A 16396-nucleotide genomic window follows, 5' to 3' on the forward strand; every position below is an offset into this window, starting at 1 on the left:
CGTCAGACACCTTTGAAAACCGGCTTGCGCTTCTCGTTGAACGCGAGCACGCCTTCGAGCCGGTCCTGCGTGGGCACCATGCGGTTATAGGCTTCGACCTCGAAGGCGAGGCCATCGGCGAGCGACATCTGCAGGCCGCGATGAATCGCCTGTTTGGCCTGACGCACGGAGATCGGCGCGTTCGCCGCGACCCGCAGCGCGATCTGCATCACGCGGTCGTTCAGTTCCGCGCCGGGCACGACTTCGTTGACGAGTCCCCAGCGCTGCGCTTCTTGCGCCGAAAACGGCAGGCCGCTCAAGATCAGTTCCTTCGCGCGCCGCTCGCCGAGCGCACGCGGCAGCGTCTGCGTGCCGCCGCCGCCGGGCATGATGCCGAGCGTGACTTCGGTCAGGGCGAAGCGCGCATGCTCGGCCGCGTACAGAAAGTCGCACGTCGCGGCGATCTCGCAGCCGCCGCCGTAGGCCGCGCCGTTGATGGCGCCGATCACCGGCACCGGGCAATCGATCAACGCGCGCACCATGCGTTCGAAAATCGCGTGCTGCGAGAGCCACTGGGCATCGGTCATGCCCTTGCGCTCCTTCAGGTCGCCGCCCGCGCAAAAGGCCTTCTCGCCCGCTCCGGTCAGAATGAGGACGCGCTGCCCGTGCGGCGACAACGCGAACTGCTCGAAGAACGCGACGAGATCGCGGCCCATCTGCGTGTTGATCGCGTTCGAGCTTTCCGGCCGGCACAGCGTGACGCGCATCACGCTTTCATCGGGGCGGTCGATGCGCAAGGTCTCGAACGTCGTCTGAAGCTCAATTTCCACAAGACTCTCCGGATGTCTGATTGATTGCGCCGGTTACGCCGGACGGTTCGTTGTGCTGCCCGAGCATCGGCGCGATGCCTCGCGCGCGCGGACGCGCGCCGTTCAGCGTGATCGCCACGCCCATCAGCGGCAAGGTATCGCCGTCGCACGGTTCGAGCATGCCGAGCGCGGCGGTCTGCGGATGCGCGGCGACACGGTCCACGTCCAGAAGCGGCGCGTTGGGCACGCCGGCTTCGTCGAGACGCCGCGAGAGTTCGTCGGAATCGTGCTGCGCGACGGCGGCTTCGAGCATCGGCAGCAGCGTCTCGCGGTTGTGCACGCGCTGCGCGTTGGTGGCATAGCGAGGATCGGCGGCCAGTTCGGGCTGGCCGAGTGCGCGGGCAAGCCGCGCGAACAGTCCGTCGTTGCCCGCGGCGATCATGAGCCAGGAATCGGCGGCACGGAACGCCTGATAAGGCACGATCTGCGCTAGCCCCGAGCCGTGCGAACGCGGCACCCTGCCCGATGCGCCATAGGTCGCTATTGGCACCGTCATCCATGCGAGACCGGTTTCGTATAGTGACGTCGCGACGCGGCCGCCCACGCCGTTCCGGCCGCGCGCGAGCATGCGCGACAAGAGACCGATCACCGCCCACATTCCTGCGCCCTGATCGATCAGCGAAACGCCCACGCGCACGGGCGGGCGCTGCGCTTCGCCGGTGATGCTCATGATTCCGGTCGATGCCTGCGCGAGCGGATCGTAGCCGGGCTTCTTACGCAGCGGACCGACGTTGCCGAACGCGCCGATGTCGCACCAGATCAGCGATGGCTTCTGTTTCATCAATTCGTCCGGATCAAGCCCGAATTTCTCGAGCAGCCCCGGACGCAGGTTCTGGATGACGCCATCGGCTTCGTCGAGGATCGACCGGCGCAGACGTTCGCACTCGCGCGCATCCGAGAAATCCACGGTGATGCTCTCTTTGCCGCGATTGAGCGCGAGAAAAGTCACCGATTCGTCGTTCCAGAACGGCGGTCCCCAATGCCGCGCGTGATCGCCGCCGCCCGGGTTTTCCACCTTGACCACGCGCGCGCCGAGATCCGCGAGGATCTGTCCGGCATAAGGCGCCGCGACGCTCGTTCCAAGTTCGTAGATCACCGTGCCGGCAAGCGGCAGCTCGTCTTGCATCGTGTCTCCCGTGTCTGGTTGCACTACGCTCTACGATGAACCGTTTCATTTTATCTTTGCCGATGTCCTTCGAAACACGAACACCGCGCCCGATTCGCGCAAAAACCGAAGAAGCATTCAGTCTATGAGAGCGCTCCGGCAGCGTCAATGAAACGTTTCATAAAAACGCGTTTCCCCGATGCACCCTTCTGCTTACCGCATGGCATGAAATGCCGTAGAGTACGCATCTGCAAGGTTCGCCGCCGTCCGCGACGTTTGGCGAACGCGCAGCGCCCGATGAAACGAACTCACTTTTCGAACTGCTTCGGCTCCCGAAGCGGAAGCCACGCCGGATCATCCATGAAGTCCCAATCGAACAAGCGCGCCGCGCCTTCCAGGACGACCGTCACCATGCGCGATGTCGCGGCCGCCGCGCGCGTTTCGCTCGGCACCGTGTCGCGGGTCGCGAACAAGCATCCGAGCGTCAAGCCGCTCATCCGCGCGCGCGTCGAGGCCGCCATCGCCGCCACCGGCTGGCAGCCGAACGTCGTCGCGCAGAGCATGAGAACCGCATCGACCAAGGCGATCGGCTGCCTGCTGCCCGACTCGCGCAATCCCCTGTTCGCGGCCATGGTCAAGGGCGCGGAGGAAGTGTCGCGCCGCCAAGGCTACGCGTTCATCCTCGCCAACAGCAACGGCGACGTCGAGCACGAGATCGAACTCTTCACGCTGCTGCTGCAACGTCGCGTCGATGGCCTTCTTTTCGCGCCTTCCGACGAATACGACGCACGCCTGATCGAGCTGATCGAGAGTGCGCGCGTGCCGATCGTGCTGGTCGAACGCGAGTTTCCGGAGCAATGCGATCACGTCGTGTCGAATCAGTGCAACGGCATTCATCAGGCAGCCGAATATCTGCTGTCGCTCGGGCACCGGCGCATCGCGCTCATCACGGGCGCATCCAGCATTCGGCCCGGACGCGAACGGTTCAAGGGCTTCGTGCTGGCGCATGAAGCCGCGGGCGTACCGATCGACCAGAAGCTGTTGCGGCTCGACAGCCTCGAAGCCGCCTACGGCTATGAGGAAGTGCAATCGCTGATGTCGATGGACACGCCGCCCACCGCGATCATCCTCGGCGGCAACATGATGCTCGCCGGCGCGCTGCGCGCCCTCACGCTGAAGGGCGTGCGTGTGCCGCAGGACGTGTCGATCATCGCGGTCGGCGACACCGATCTGGCAGAGCTTGCGTCGCCGCCCATCACGACGGTGCGCTGGGATCTCGAAGACATGGGCCGCAACGCCGCCCGAGTGCTGCTCGGCCGCATGCTGGAGTCGCCGGTGAAGTCGTCGCAAACGCGCCGCATCACCATTCCGACGGAGATCGTGCTGCGCCGGTCGTGCCGCGCGCCACGCGACTGACTGCGTTCAGGCGAGCGCGGCGCTGAAGAGATCGAGTTCGCGCACGGAACCGAGCGCCCTCAGATTCGACAACTGATCGAACAGCGAACCCGCGCCGTCGCCGAGCACGTCCCGCGCGCAATCGACGAACTTCGCGCGCAACTCGTCCCGCGTCAACGGACGCTGCCAGCTTCCCTTCGGACGCGCCACCGGATCGGCCGTAAGCTCGCGGCCGTCCCTCAGCACGAAAGTCACTTCATCGACGGGCGCGAACGGCTGATCCCATTGCGTCGCCAGTTCCTTCGTGGTTGTCACGCGCACGCGCGTCATCAATTCCTGCACGTCCGCGCGCGCGACGAATGCGTCGGTGAGTTCGCGCAGGCCGACGCGTCCCGCGAGCAGCGCGCTCGCCATGGCGAATTCCATGCTGAACTTCGCTTCGAGGCCGGTCTGCGGCGCGCGGTTGCGCAGCATCAGACGCTGCGTTTCGCCGGTATGCACGCGCACTTCGGCGACGGCGTCGGCCGTGACCGCGTGCGCCTCGCGCAGGCCGATCGCCGCGTCGATCGCGCGATGCGTCGCGTAGCAGATCGGATAGCGCTTGATGTTGATGCCGTAGCCCGGCATGCGCCAGTCGTGTCCGAGACGATGTTCGCGCGCGGCGAGATCCGGCACGCGCGACGGCGAATGCGTGTGCATGAAGCCGGTGCGATGTTCGATGGCATCGACCGATGCCGTGTAGCCCGCCTTCGCCCACGTCGCGGCCAGCACGCCCGACTGCGCCGCGCGGCCCGCGTGCAGCGACTTGGTCATGCTGCCGAAGTTGCCGACGAGTCCCGACGCCAGCGATGCGCTCAACGCGACCGCGTGCGTCGCCTGCTCGGCGGTGAGCCGCTGGAGGTAAGCGCACGCGACGGTGGTCGCGATGGTGCCCAGCACCGCCGTCGGATGAAAGCCGAGATCGTGGAAGTGGCCCGGTTCGAGATCGTCGAGCAACGCCCACGTTTCGTAGCCCGCGATGTACGCCGCGAGCACGTCCTCGCCGCTGCGCTTCGAAGCCCAGCCTTGCGCGAGAATCGCCGGGACGAGCACCGAACTCGGATGTCCCGCGAGCGCGACGTCGTCGTAATCGAGCACGTGCGCCGAGACGCCGTTCACGAGCGCGGCGTCCGCCGGCGCGAGCCATCGGCGCGAAGGCACGACCGATGCGCCGCGTTCGCTCTCCACGTCGATGCACGTGCTCTGGATGATGCCGGGCGCGGGTTCTTTCGAGCCCGCGATCATCACGCCGACGCAATCCGCGATGCCGCTCTGCGCGCCCTTTAGCGACACGTCGGGCACGTTCGCGATATCGAATTCGGCGGCGAATCGGCCGATTTGCCGGGTCAGGCCTTCCATTGCGTGTCTCCTGTCGAAATCGTGCGCAGCTTTTATGAAACGTTTCATTTTCGATCTACATCGCGAGCGCGTCGCGACGTTTGAATTGCTTCCTGCGACTGCTTACGCGGCGTCGAAGCCGAAAAAACGTTTCAAATGTATTGAGACTGATACGTACTGTCAAATGCGGGTTTATCCGCATTTGGGCGCATCAGCGCGCGTCCGTCGGCCGGTAAAGCCCGCCGGACGGCCCTCTCCGGCAGATGGCACTCACATGGCACCGAATGCACCGCATCTTTACAATAATGCAAATTATAAATTATATTGCTCCGCAGATTTGCCGCCGCCGAGCCGTCGTTCGCATTCGCGCGCCCTGCCCTCATCCGTCGAACTCACGTTGGAGCGCTTCGATGTCCTATCCACTCGATCCGGACTTCCGGCTCGGATTCTCCGACCTGCGCGTATCCGCCGCCGGTCTCACGCGTCCCGAATGCGTGCTCGCACTCTCTGGCGGCGAACTCGTCGCCGCGCACGGCGCGGGCGGCTACACGACCTGGCGTGCAGGCGAATCGCCGCGCCACGTGCTGCCGGCCGACGGCAATCCGCATCGCTATGTGCCGAACGGCATCGCGCTGTCGAAACGGGGCAAGGTGTTGTTCGCGAACCTGGGCAGCGAACTGGGCGGCATCTTCCAGATCGATGGCGACGGCACGGTCGAGCCCGTCGTCGAAACCGTGGACGGCGCACCGATGCCGCCGACCAACTTCGTGCTGGAGGACGAGCGCGGCGCGATCTGGTTCACCGTCAGCACGCGCATGCGCCCGCGGGCGCGTGCGTGGACGCGTCGCGTCGCCGACGGTTTCATCGGCGTGGCGGATGCGAGCGGCTCGCGCATTCTGGCGAACGGTCTCGGCTACACGAACGAAATCGCGTTCTCTCCGGACGGCAAGTGGCTCTATGTCAACGAAACCTACGCGCAGAAGACGAGCCGCTTCGAGTTGCAGCCGGGACCGGCGCTCGGGCCGAAGGAAGTCGTCTGCCAGTTCGAGGGCGCCGACTTCCCGGACGGCCTGTGTTTCGATGCTTTCGGCGGCGTGTGGGTCACGTGCGTCGGCAGCAACCGCGTCATCGTCATCCGGCCGGACGGATCGACTCAGGTCGTGCTCGAAGACCTCGACGACGAATACGCCCGCTATCTCGCGTCGCGCTATGCGGCCGATTCCCTGACGCCCGAAGACATGGCCACAACCGGCCGGTCGCGGCTAAAGAGCGTATCGAGCCTCGTCTTCGGCGGTCCCGGCAACAAGACCGCCTATCTCGGCTGCCTGCTCGGCGATGCCGTCCTGAGTTTCGACAGTCCCGTCGCCGGCGCGCCGACGACGAACTGGAACCGCTCGCTGCGCTGACCACGACACTAACCGGAGACGAACTTGAACATGACGAACGAAGGCACGACAACGGACATCGCGACGCGCAGGCGGCGCGCGGTCGTCGCGACACTGATCGGCAACTTCATGGAGTGGTTCGACTTCGCGGTGTACGGCTTCGTCGCGGTGAACATCGGCCGCGCGTTCTTTCCCGCCGGCAACACGACGGTGGCGCTGGTCGCGTCGCTGGCGGTTTTCGGCATCGCGTTCTTCTTTCGGCCGATCGGCGGCATCGTGCTCGGCATGATCGGCGACCGCGTCGGGCGCAAGGAGTCGCTCGCCATCGCGATCATCGTCATGAGCGGATCGACGTTCGTGCTCGCCGTGCTGCCGACGTACCAGCACATCGGCATGTGGGCGACCGCCGCGCTCCTGGTCACGCGATGCATACAGGGCATGTCGGTCGGCGGCGAATGGATGGGCGCAGGCACGTTCCTCGTGGAATACGCGCCGGCGAACCGTCGGGGCGTGGCGGCGAGCGTGATTTCGATGACGGCCGCGTTCGGCGTGGCCGCGGGCAGCCTCGTCGTGTTCGCCATCTCCAGCATGCTCGATGCGCGCGCGTTCGACGCCTGGGGCTGGCGCATCCCCTTCGTGCTTGCCGTTCCGCTCGGGCTGATCGGCCTCTACATGCGGCTGAAACTCGAAGACACGCCGGTGTTCGAGGAAATCAAGGCGCGCGCGCCGAAGGGCCTCGCGAAAACGCCGTTTCTCGATTCGCTGAAAGAGGACATCCGGATGATCGGCATCGCGTTCCTGTTCGCGAGCATCACCGGACTCGGCTTTTATTACTTCGTGACCTACATGGTCAACTACCTGCCCGTGACCGGTCATCTGGGCCGCACCGAATCCGTGATGGCGAGCGGCGCGAGTCTCGTGCTCTACGGGCTCTTCTGTCCGCTGGCGGGCTGGCTGTCCGACGTCATCGGCCGCCGCAAGACGTTTCTCATCGGCATCTTCGGGCACATGGCGTTCGGCGTGCCGGTGTTCCTGATGCTCTCGTCGGGCAGGCTGCCGCTCGCGTTCGCCGGGCTCGTCATCTTCGCGTCGTTCCAGGCGCTCATCAACGTGATGAACACGGTGGTCGTCGTGGAACTGTTCCCGCCGCGCACGCGGATGACGAGCGGCGCGCTTGCGCTCAATCTCGGCGCGGGGCCCGTCGCCGGAACCGGCCCGTTGATCGCGGCGGCGCTGGTCGCGGGCACGGGCATCGCGATCTCGCCGGCGTTCTATCTCTGCGCGATCGCGCTCGTCGCCTTCGTGGTGCTGTATTTCAAGCTGCCGGAGACGGGCGGGCGCTCGCTGCTGGAAGAAGAAGCGATCGCGCCGCTCGCCGGCGAAGCCGCGCCGTCGCTGAGTCCTGCGCGCGCCGGACGCTGACCGGCCGCGCGGTCAGGCGGCGGTCGGCGGCGCCGTCACGTTTTTCTCCAGACGGCGCCAGCCCGCCTCGATGTGCTCGACCATCGCATCGGCGACGCCCTGCGCATCGCCCTGTTCGAGCTTGCGCAGAATCTCGACGTGCTCGTTCGGCAACTGCTTGAACCGGCCGGCCTGATCGTCGTGGAAGTTGAACGGAAACTTGGCCCACAGCACGCGCACGAACTGCAACGTCTGCTGGTAATCCGCGATCTCGTATAGACGGAAATGAAACCGCACGTTGGCCGAGCGGATCGCGTAGCGCTCGCCGGACTTGACCAGCGCGACGAATTCCTTGTGCATCGCGCGCAACTCGGCGATGTCCTCGCGGGTCGCCCGCTCGGCTGCCTTGAATGCGAGCAGGCGTTCCAGCTCGACGCGCAGCTCGTAGATTTCCTGCGCGCGCAGCGGGTCGATGTCGGGCACCGACAAACCGCGATGCGGTTCGCTGACGACGAAGCCTTCCATTTCGAGCGCCTTGAGCGCCTCGCGCACCGGGGTGATCGACACGCCCAGCTCGGCGGCGATATCCGCCTGCTTCAGCTTGTGGCCGCGCGGGTATTCGCCCGAGATGATTCGCTCACGCAAGCGCTCTGCCACGTGATCGAGTTTTGTGAGGAAAACCATGATTGTCCTGATGTGGGCTATCGCGCTTCGGCCTCTTCATCGGGCCGGACACGCCGTATTGTACGCCGCCATCACGCCCGCACCGCTCGCCAGCCGGGCGCGCCACGAGCCGCCGTCCGGACCGAAAAGCGTGACGATTTTATAAAATATATTTTATACTTTGCATCGATCGTTCATAGAACCCGGTCCGCCAAAGGAGAACCATGTCGCATTCCACTGCTTCCGGCCCCGCCATGCCCGACCCGTCCACGCTGCCCGGCATGCTGTCCGGTCTCAGGGTCATCGAAGTCGCCGACGAAACCGGCGAGTACTGCGGCCTCCTGCTGGCGGGCCTGGGCGCGGAAGTCGTGAAGATCGAACCGCAAGCGGGCAATGCGACGCGCGGCATCGGACCGTTTTATGAAGACGTCGAAGATCCGGAGCGCTCGCTTCACTTCTGGGCCTACAACCGCGGCAAGAAATCCGTGGCGCTCGATACCGCGAGTCCCGCGGGCCGCGCACGATTGCTCGAACTGCTGGCGCACGCGGATGTCCTGCTCGACAGCACGTGCGGCCGTCTCGTGCGCGACCTCGGCCTCGGCGAAGCGGTCACGGACCGGTTTCCCTCGCTGATCCACGCCCGCATCACGCCCTTCGGCGATACCGGTCCGTGGAAGGACTATCGCGCATCGGATCTGATCCATCTCGCATTGGGCGGCGTGATGATGAACTGCGGCTACGACCGCGGTCCCGACGGAACCTACTCCACGCCGCCCATCGCGCCGCAGGTCTGGCACGCGTATCACATCGCGGGCGATCAGACGGCCGTCGCGATCCTCGCCGCGCTGATGCACCGGCTGCGCACGGGCGATGGACAGGACGTCTCGTGCGCGATCCATCAGGCCGTGTCGATCAACACCGAACTCGATCTGATGTCGTGGGTCATGCGGCATGCGCCGCTGTATCGGCAGACGGCGCGGCACGCTTCCGAGGCGCCGAGCGACGTGCCGAACATCAGCCGCACGGCGGACGGCCGCTGGAACATGACGTGGGGCGTATCCGCGCGCGACAAGGCGTGCCTCGTGCCCTTCCTGCAACGATTCGGCAAGGCCGAAGATCTGCAGCCGCCTTCGGCCGATACCGACATGACGGCGCGTAACACGCCGGGTTCCACCGAGGTCGACAGCGAAACGCGCCACATGCTCGAAGTCATCCAGCGTTTCGTCGCGTCGTACGACTACGCGCAGTTGCCGTGGCGCGAAGCCCAGGACGCCGGCCTGTTGTGGGCGCCGGTGCGCAAGCCGCACGAAAACGCCGAAGACGAGCACTGGCTCGCGCGGGCGTCGTTCCGCGATATCGAGCATCCGGAATTCGGCCGCAGCTTTCGCTATCCGACGAGCAAATGGCTCGGCACGGCGACCGCGTGGCAGCCCGGCACGCGCGCGCCGTTGATCGGCGAGCACAACGGCGACGCCTCGCTCTTGAAGCCGCTCTCGCAGCCGCTCGCCGGCCGTCAGCCGCCGACATTGCCCGCGCGGCCGCGCGATCCGTCGCCGTCCGGCGTGACGCTTTCGCGGCACGGCAAGCCGTTTCCGCTGCAAGGCGTGCGCATCTTCGATTTCTCGTGGTTCCTCGCTTCGGCGGGCGGCACGCGCTTCCTGAACGCGCTCGGCGCGGAGAGCATCAAGGTGGAATGGAAGGCGAACCCCGACACGCGTCTTGCCGCGATGGCGCCCGTCGGCGGACGCGAGGCGCGCGAAAAGGCCACCGGGCCGCTGCCCGGCGTGACCGATGCGGACATGGGCGGACAGTTCAACAACAAGAACGCGGGCAAGCGCGGCATGTCGCTGAACATTCGGCATCCGAAGGGTCTCGCGATCGCGAAGGAACTGATTCGCCAGTGCGATATCGTCGCCGAAGGCTTTTCGCCCGGCGTGCTGCAACGGCTCGGCCTCGGCTACGACGTGCTGAAGTCGATCCGCCCGGACATCATCTACGTGCAGCAGTCGGGCATGGGCACGATCGGCCGCTATGGCCGCTTTCGCACCGTCGGCCCCGTGGCGGCGTCGTTCGCGGGCAGCACCGAGATGTCCGGTCTGCCCGATCCCGCGATGCCTGCCGGCTGGGGCTATTCGTATCTCGACTGGATCGGCGCATACGGCTTCGCACTGGCCGCGCTCGGTGCGCTCTATCACCGCGACCGGACCGGCGAAGGGCAATGGATCGACTCGTCGCAGTGCGAATCGGGCATCTTCCAGACGGCGTCGTCCGTGCTCGACTGGTCGGCCAATGGCCGCGTCTTCGCGCGCTACGGCAACCGCTCTCCGTACAAGCGCGCCGCGCCGCACGGCGCTTACCGGTGCGCGGGACGCGACGCGTGGATCGGCATCGCCTGTTTCGACGATGCCGAGTGGCGCGCCTTCGCCGATGTCGCGCAACTGCCCGCGCTGACGACCGATCCACGCTTCGCGACGCTCGACGGCCGCCTCGCGCATCAGGACGAACTCGACGCGCTCGTCGGCGCGTGGACGGCGAGCCAGGAACCGTACGCGTGCATGCAGCGCCTGCAGCGCGCGGGCGTGCCCGCGGGCGTGTGCCAGACGGCTGCGGATCGCTGCGATGTCGATCCGCAACTCGCCGAACTCGGCTGGCTCACGGAAGTGACGGGCACGCGCATCGGCCGCTGGCCGGTCATCGAATTCCCGGTGAAGCTCGCCGCGACGCCCGCCTACAGCGGCGGCGTGATCGATCGCGGCGCGCCCTGCTACGGCGAGGACAACGTGCACGTCCTCAGCCAGTGGCTCGGCTATGCCGCGTCGGACATCGACGCGCTGCGCGAGGAAGGCGTGATCTGAACGCATGGCATCGCACCGACCTTCCCCTACCGAACGGAGAACAAGCATGAATCCGATGCAGGGCATGAGTAACCGGATCGCCGTCGTCGGCGTCGGCAACACGCCTTATGGCGACTTTCCCGCTGTCGACGACTACGCGCTCGGCGCGGAGGCATTCAAGGCCGCGATCGCCGATTGCGGACTCGACAAGAACGAGATCGACGGCCTGCTCTGCTGCCGCGTGCCGTTCTATGCGCGCATGGGCGAGATTTTGGGCCTCAATCCGCGCTGGACGATGACGCTGCCCGGCCACGGCCGCATGTCCGGCATGGCGATCGCCGAGGCGATGCTCGCGCTCGAAACCGGCGCGGCGAAGTATGTCGCGCTCATCTACACGAACATCGGGCGCTCGCGCCGCATGAACTACGGCGGCGACGAGTTCGCGTCGTTCTGGGACCCGTGGGGACTGACTTCGCCGGGCGCGTCGCACGCGCTCATGTTCCGCATGCACATGGAGCGCTACGGCACCACGACGCGGCAGCTGGGCGAGGTGTCCGTCGCGTTTCGCAACAACGCGATCCTGAATCCCGACGCGGTCATGCGCAAGCCGATCACGATCGAGGATCACGAGACGATACGGCGCATCGTCGCGCCGCTCGGCCTGCTCGACTACTGCCTCATCAACGATGGCGCCGTCTGCATGATCCTCACGACGCGCGAGCGCGCGAACGATCTGCGAAAGCCGCCGGTGCTGATTTCGGGCGTCGGCGCACGCGACGCGTTCGAGCGCTCCGCCATCGGTAATTTCGATCCCGAATTCTGGTACGACGAAGTGCGCGAAGCCGGCACGCAGGCCTATGAAATGGCGGGCGTCAGCCACGACGACATCGACGCGCTGATGTGCTACGACAACTTCACGCCGACCGTTCTCTTCAGCCTCGAAGGGCTCGGTTTCTGCGAGCGCGGCGAGGCGGGCGCGTTCGTCGAGAACGGCGCGCTCGGCGTGCACGGCCGGCTGCCGACGAATACCGACGGCGGGCATCTGTCGAATTCCTACATGCAGGGCTGGGCGCTCAACGTCGAAGCGGTGCGGCAGTTGCGCGGCGAATGCGGCGAGCGCCAGGTGAAGGACTGCGAAGTGGTGCAGTACGTCGCGGCCACGCCGTGCACGCGTTCGATCATCTATACGAAGGGGTGAAGCATGATGAAAGACTACGGCAAGCCGTTACCCGTGATCGATGAATACTCGAAGGGCTACTGGAACCTCGCGCGGCAACACCGGTTGTCGGTGCAGGCGTGCAGGCAATGCGGCCATCGGCATTTCCCGGCGTCGCCGGTCTGCCCGTCGTGCCTGTCCGACGCGCAGACGTGGGAAGTCGTGAGCGGGCGCGGCACGCTCGTTTCCTGGGCGACGTTCCATCGCGCGTACTGGGACGGCTTTCGCGCCGAGTTGCCGTATCACGTGTGCCTCGTGCAGCTCGACGACGGTCCGATCGTCGTCGGCAATTTCGGCAGCGGCCTTCTTCCCGGCGACGTGAAAATGGGCATGCCGATGCAAGTGGAGTTCGAAGACGTGACGCCGGAGATCTCGCTCGCGCGCTTCGTGCCGGCCTGACATGCCCGGCATGCGTGATCGCGCGGGCGCTTCGTGCGTCCGCGCGCCACGCTGCGTCACGCGTTCAGATAGATCGTCTTCGTGCGGACGTACGCTTCGAGCCCGTACTTGCCGTCCTCACCGCCCAGGCCGCTGTCGCCGTAGCCGTGATGGAAACCTTGCGGCGCCTCGCCGAGCGAACGGTTCACGTAGATTTCGCCGAAGTTCAGCTCCGTCGCGGTGCGCATCAGCACGCCCAGATCCTTCGTGAAGAGATAAGCGGAAAGGCCGTAGCTCGAATCGTTCGCAAGCCTGAGCGCCTCGTCGAAGTCGCGCACCTTCAGCACCGACATGACCGGGCCGAAGACCTCGCCGCGCACGATGTCCATCTCGTGCGTCACGTCCGTCAGCAGCGTGGGGCCGTAGAAATGGCCCTGCGCGTATTCGCCGCCCGTCAGCCGGCCGCCGCCGATCCGCGCACGCGCGCCCTGCTGCAGCGCCTTTTCGACGATCCGCTCGACCTTCTCCAGCTCGGCCGCGCTGATCTTCGGCCCCATCGACGTGTCTTCCTGCAAGGGATCGCCGACCTTGATCGCGCGCATCTTCTCGCTCACGAGTTCGAGGAAGCGATCGTGGACGGCCTCGTGAACGTAGGTGCGCTCGTTGCACGTGCAAACCTGGCCCGCGTTGAGAAAGCGCGCTTCGACGGCTGCGCTCGCGGCCACTTCGAGATCCGCATCGGCGAGCACGATGAAAGGCGCCTTGCCGCCGAGTTCCAGGCGGACCTCCTTCAGCGTCGGCGCGGCGGCGGCCATGATCTTCTTGCCCGCCGCGGTGCTGCCCGTCATCGTGACGAGCTTCACGGCCGGATTCGCGACGAGGCGCTGGCCGGCCGGAATGCCGCCGCTCACGATGTTGACCACGCCCGCCGGAATGCCCGCTTCCGCCACCAGCCTCGCGATTTCGAGCGACGTGATAGGCGTCAGCTCATGCGGCTTGAGGACGATCGTATTGCCCGCCGCAATCGCGGGCGCGACCTTGCGCGCGAGCAGCGCCGCCGGAAAATTCCACGCCGAGATGCCGGCGATCACGCCGTGCGGCAGCTTCTCGATCAGAATCTTTTCGCCCGGACGGCTTCCCGGCACGATATCGCCTTCCACGCGGCGCGCGTTCTCGGCGGCGAAGCGAATCAGCGCGATTGCGAAGTCGATCTCGCCGCGCGCCTCGCGGATCGGCTTGCCGACCTCCTGCGTCAGCAGCCGCGCGAGGCGCTCGCGGTCGCGCTGAATCAGCGTGTTGAGGCGCAGCAGGAAGTCCGCGCGCTCCACTGCCGTGCGCCGGCTCCAGGCGGGAAAGGCCGCCGCCGCCGCATCGACCGCGCGGTCGATGTCGGCGTCGGTCGCATCGGCGACGGAGGCGATCTTCTCGCCCGTCGCGGGATTGATCACCGCGATCCGCGCATCGCCGTCCGACGCGACCCAGTCTCCATCGATGAACAGGGAATACTCGTTGGTTGGATTCATTCGTTTTCACCTTTGATGAGCGAGCCATCGCCCGCCATGTTTAAAACCACTTTCCGATCACGCGGCGCGCGGCCTCAGCGATTGACCAGCGCGCGCGGCAGACGCAACACCATCGCCGCGCCGAGCACGAGCCACGCGGCGAGCATCGTGACGCCGTAGCGCGCGTCGTGCGTGTAGTCGTTCAGCAGGCCGGTCAGAAGCGGGCTCACGAAACCGGCGAGCGCGCCGACCGAATTGATGAGGCCGATGCCCGCCGCGCCGGACGCGCCTTTGAGAAACGATGTCGGCAAGCACCAGAACAGCGGCAGCGTCGCCATCACGCCGCCGGTCGCGATGGTCAGCGCGCCCAGCGCCAGCGTGGTGTCGTGCTGAAGGAACGTGCTCAGCACGAAGCCGGCCGCGCCGACGAGCGCGGGCGCCGCGACATGCCAGCGGCGTTCGCGCAGGCGGTCGCCGGTGCGCGAGAGCACGAGCATCGCGACGACGCCGGCCAGATAGGGAATCGCGCTGAGATAGCCGATCTGGAAGTTGTCGTGCAGGCCGAGCCGCTTGATGAGCGTCGGCAGCCAGAAGCTGACGCCGTATTGCCCCGTCGCGATGCAGAAGTTGATGAGCACGCACAGCCAGACGCGTCGATCGCCGAACATCTGGCGCAGCGACGCCTCGGGCTTCGCGTTTTGTTCGGCGTCGAGTTGCGCCTGCACCCAGTTTTTCTCGCCCTGATCGAGCCAGTCGACGTCCGCGACGCGGTCGGGAAGCGTCTTCAGCAGGACGCCCGCGAGCACGATGGAAGGAATCGCTTCGATCAGAAACAGCCATTGCCACGACGCGAGGCCGCCCGTTCCCGACATGCGGCTCATGATCCAGCCCGACAACGGTCCCCCGAGCACGCCGGACACCGGAATGCCCGTCATGAAGATGGCGACGACGCCTGCGCGACGCCGCGACGGAAACCATTGCGTCAGATACAGCACGACGCCCGGGAAAAATCCCGCTTCGGCGATGCCGAGCACGAAGCGCATCGCATAGAACGCAGCGGGCGTCCTGACGAAGAGCATCGCCGCCGAAATGAAGCCCCACGTGACCATGATGCGCGCGAGCCATCGCCGCGCGCCCACGCGATACAGAATCATGTTGCTCGGTGTTTCGAATGCCAGATAGCCGATGAAGAACATGCCCGCGCCGAGCCCGTACACCGTGTCGCTGAAGCCGAGATCGGACGCCATCTGCAGTTTCGCGAAGCCGATGTTGACGCGGTCGAGATAGCACCCGACATAGCAGATGAACAGCAACGGCAGCAGACGGCGCGTGATGCGCCCGAAGACCGAAGTGCCGAATTCTGATGCAGAGCGGGAAGAGACCGCCGAAGCGGGATCGACAGATTGCATGCTTGTCTCCTGATGAACGGCGTGTCATCGGCGCGAAGGAATGACGGCTGTTCCGCGTCGCCGCGAAAGCGGTCTTCTTCTCGCCTGCGCATCCCGGGATCGACGTCCCACGTTCATCAATGCTCCGATCTTCGTTCAAGGATGCAGATAATAGAATGCATTATATAATCTATATTGTCACGCGCCTCGTGAGTTCCTTGTCCCTTCCCCGCTTCGCGATCACAACCGTTCATCCGCCGAAGGAGCGTCATGTACTTTGAATTTTCCCGCTACAAGCCGGTCGATCGATACAAGCTGCTGGCATCGACGGTCACGCCGCGCCCTATCGCGTGGGTATCGACCATCGATGCGAACGGCAAGCCCAATGCCGCGCCCTTCTCGTTCTTCAACGTCTTCGCCGAAGACCCGCCGACGCTCGGCTTCGCGATCAATCATCGTTCCGACTCGGACCGCAAGGACACCGGCGAGAACGTGCGCCTGCAGAAGGAATTCGTCGTCAATCTCGTGAGCGCCGACTGCGCCGAACAGATGAATATCACCGCGATCGAGTTCGGCCCGTCCGTGGACGAATTCGCCGAAGCCGGACTCACGCCGGCGCCTTCCACGCTGATCCGCACGCCGCGCATCGCGCAAAGCCGCGTGTCGTTCGAGTGCCGGCTGATGCAGATCATCGAGCTTGGCACGCGGCGTTCGCTCGTGCTCGGCGAAGTGCTCGCGATGCACATCCCGGACGAGGCCGTGCTCGACGCGAACCGCTGCTGGATCGACACTCAGGCGTTGCAGCTCATCGGCCGCATGCACGCGAATCACTATGTGCGCATGGCCGATGTCTTCGAGATGCCGCTGATTCCCGTCGATACGTGGAAGGCGAAGAACGCGTAAC

The 16396-nt window shown here is 65.7% G+C and carries 13 protein-coding genes; 7 read left to right on the forward strand and 6 right to left on the reverse strand.

The window, feature by feature from the left end:
* Positions 1-2 precede the first annotated feature (2 nt).
* Together NCR39_RS24140 and NCR39_RS24145 are read right to left on the reverse strand one after the other, a co-directional pair.
* A complete protein-coding gene (locus tag NCR39_RS24140; RefSeq protein WP_250454610.1) occupies positions 3-809 on the reverse strand; it encodes an enoyl-CoA hydratase/isomerase family protein in 807 nt (268 codons plus the stop codon).
* The gene (locus NCR39_RS24145) at positions 799-1974 is read right to left on the reverse strand and encodes a CaiB/BaiF CoA transferase family protein (RefSeq protein ID WP_250454611.1); all 1176 of its coding nucleotides are present in this window, start codon (positions 1972-1974) and stop codon (positions 799-801) included. The genes NCR39_RS24140 and NCR39_RS24145 overlap by 11 nt, the downstream gene beginning before the upstream one ends.
* Before the next feature lie 339 nt (positions 1975-2313).
* On the opposite strand from NCR39_RS24145, the gene NCR39_RS24150 reads away from it, so the two are divergent.
* Positions 2314-3369, forward strand: a complete 1056-nt coding sequence (locus NCR39_RS24150; RefSeq protein WP_250454612.1) for a LacI family DNA-binding transcriptional regulator — start codon at positions 2314-2316, stop codon at positions 3367-3369.
* Between the two features lie 6 nt (positions 3370-3375).
* Here the strand turns inward: NCR39_RS24150 and NCR39_RS24155 are convergent, their stop codons facing one another.
* Positions 3376-4746: an MmgE/PrpD family protein gene (locus NCR39_RS24155; RefSeq protein WP_250454613.1), complete on the reverse strand. Its 1371-nt coding sequence runs from the start codon at positions 4744-4746 to the stop codon at positions 3376-3378.
* Positions 4747-5135: 389 nt separating this feature from the next.
* On the opposite strand from NCR39_RS24155, the gene NCR39_RS24160 reads away from it, so the two are divergent.
* The gene (locus NCR39_RS24160) at positions 5136-6131 is read left to right on the forward strand and encodes an SMP-30/gluconolactonase/LRE family protein (RefSeq protein ID WP_250454614.1); all 996 of its coding nucleotides are present in this window, start codon (positions 5136-5138) and stop codon (positions 6129-6131) included.
* 30 nt (positions 6132-6161) lie between these two features.
* A complete protein-coding gene (locus NCR39_RS24165; RefSeq protein ID WP_250455151.1) occupies positions 6162-7532 on the forward strand; it encodes an MFS transporter in 1371 nt (456 codons plus the stop codon).
* A gap of 12 nt (positions 7533-7544) precedes the next feature.
* Here the strand turns inward: NCR39_RS24165 and NCR39_RS24170 are convergent, their stop codons facing one another.
* The gene (locus tag NCR39_RS24170; protein WP_250454615.1) at positions 7545-8195 is read right to left on the reverse strand and encodes a GntR family transcriptional regulator; all 651 of its coding nucleotides are present in this window, start codon (positions 8193-8195) and stop codon (positions 7545-7547) included.
* Positions 8196-8398: 203 nt separating this feature from the next.
* On the opposite strand from NCR39_RS24170, the gene NCR39_RS24175 reads away from it, so the two are divergent.
* From NCR39_RS24175 to NCR39_RS24185, 3 genes are read left to right on the forward strand one after another with little or no spacing between them, the layout of a single operon-like run.
* Positions 8399-11029, forward strand: a complete 2631-nt coding sequence (locus NCR39_RS24175; RefSeq protein ID WP_250454616.1) for a CaiB/BaiF CoA transferase family protein — start codon at positions 8399-8401, stop codon at positions 11027-11029.
* Between the two features lie 46 nt (positions 11030-11075).
* Positions 11076-12206 (forward strand): thiolase family protein, encoded by a 1131-nt coding sequence (locus NCR39_RS24180; RefSeq protein WP_250454617.1) that lies wholly within the window; start codon positions 11076-11078, stop codon positions 12204-12206.
* A 3-nt stretch (positions 12207-12209) separates the two neighbouring features.
* Positions 12210-12623 carry a Zn-ribbon domain-containing OB-fold protein gene (locus NCR39_RS24185; RefSeq protein ID WP_250454618.1) on the forward strand — a complete coding sequence of 138 codons (414 nt, stop codon included), beginning with the start codon at positions 12210-12212 and terminating at the stop codon, positions 12621-12623.
* A 56-nt stretch (positions 12624-12679) separates the two neighbouring features.
* On the opposite strand, the gene aldA is transcribed toward NCR39_RS24185, so the two are convergent.
* Both aldA and NCR39_RS24195 read right to left on the reverse strand, forming a co-directional pair.
* Complete coding sequence (gene aldA, locus NCR39_RS24190) at positions 12680-14125, reverse strand: aldehyde dehydrogenase (protein ID WP_250454619.1); 1446 nt, start codon at positions 14123-14125, stop codon at positions 12680-12682.
* Between the two features lie 74 nt (positions 14126-14199).
* The gene (locus NCR39_RS24195) at positions 14200-15513 is read right to left on the reverse strand and encodes an MFS transporter (RefSeq protein ID WP_250454620.1); all 1314 of its coding nucleotides are present in this window, start codon (positions 15511-15513) and stop codon (positions 14200-14202) included.
* A 249-nt stretch (positions 15514-15762) separates the two neighbouring features.
* Here NCR39_RS24195 and NCR39_RS24200 point away from each other — a divergent pair, with 249 nt between their 5' ends.
* Positions 15763-16395, forward strand: a complete 633-nt coding sequence (locus NCR39_RS24200) for a flavin reductase family protein (protein ID WP_250454621.1) — start codon at positions 15763-15765, stop codon at positions 16393-16395.
* The last annotated feature ends 1 nt before the right edge of the window (position 16396 follow it).

The organism is Caballeronia sp. ATUFL_M2_KS44, assembly GCF_023630965.1.
Lineage (GTDB): Bacteria > Pseudomonadota > Gammaproteobacteria > Burkholderiales > Burkholderiaceae > Caballeronia > Caballeronia concitans.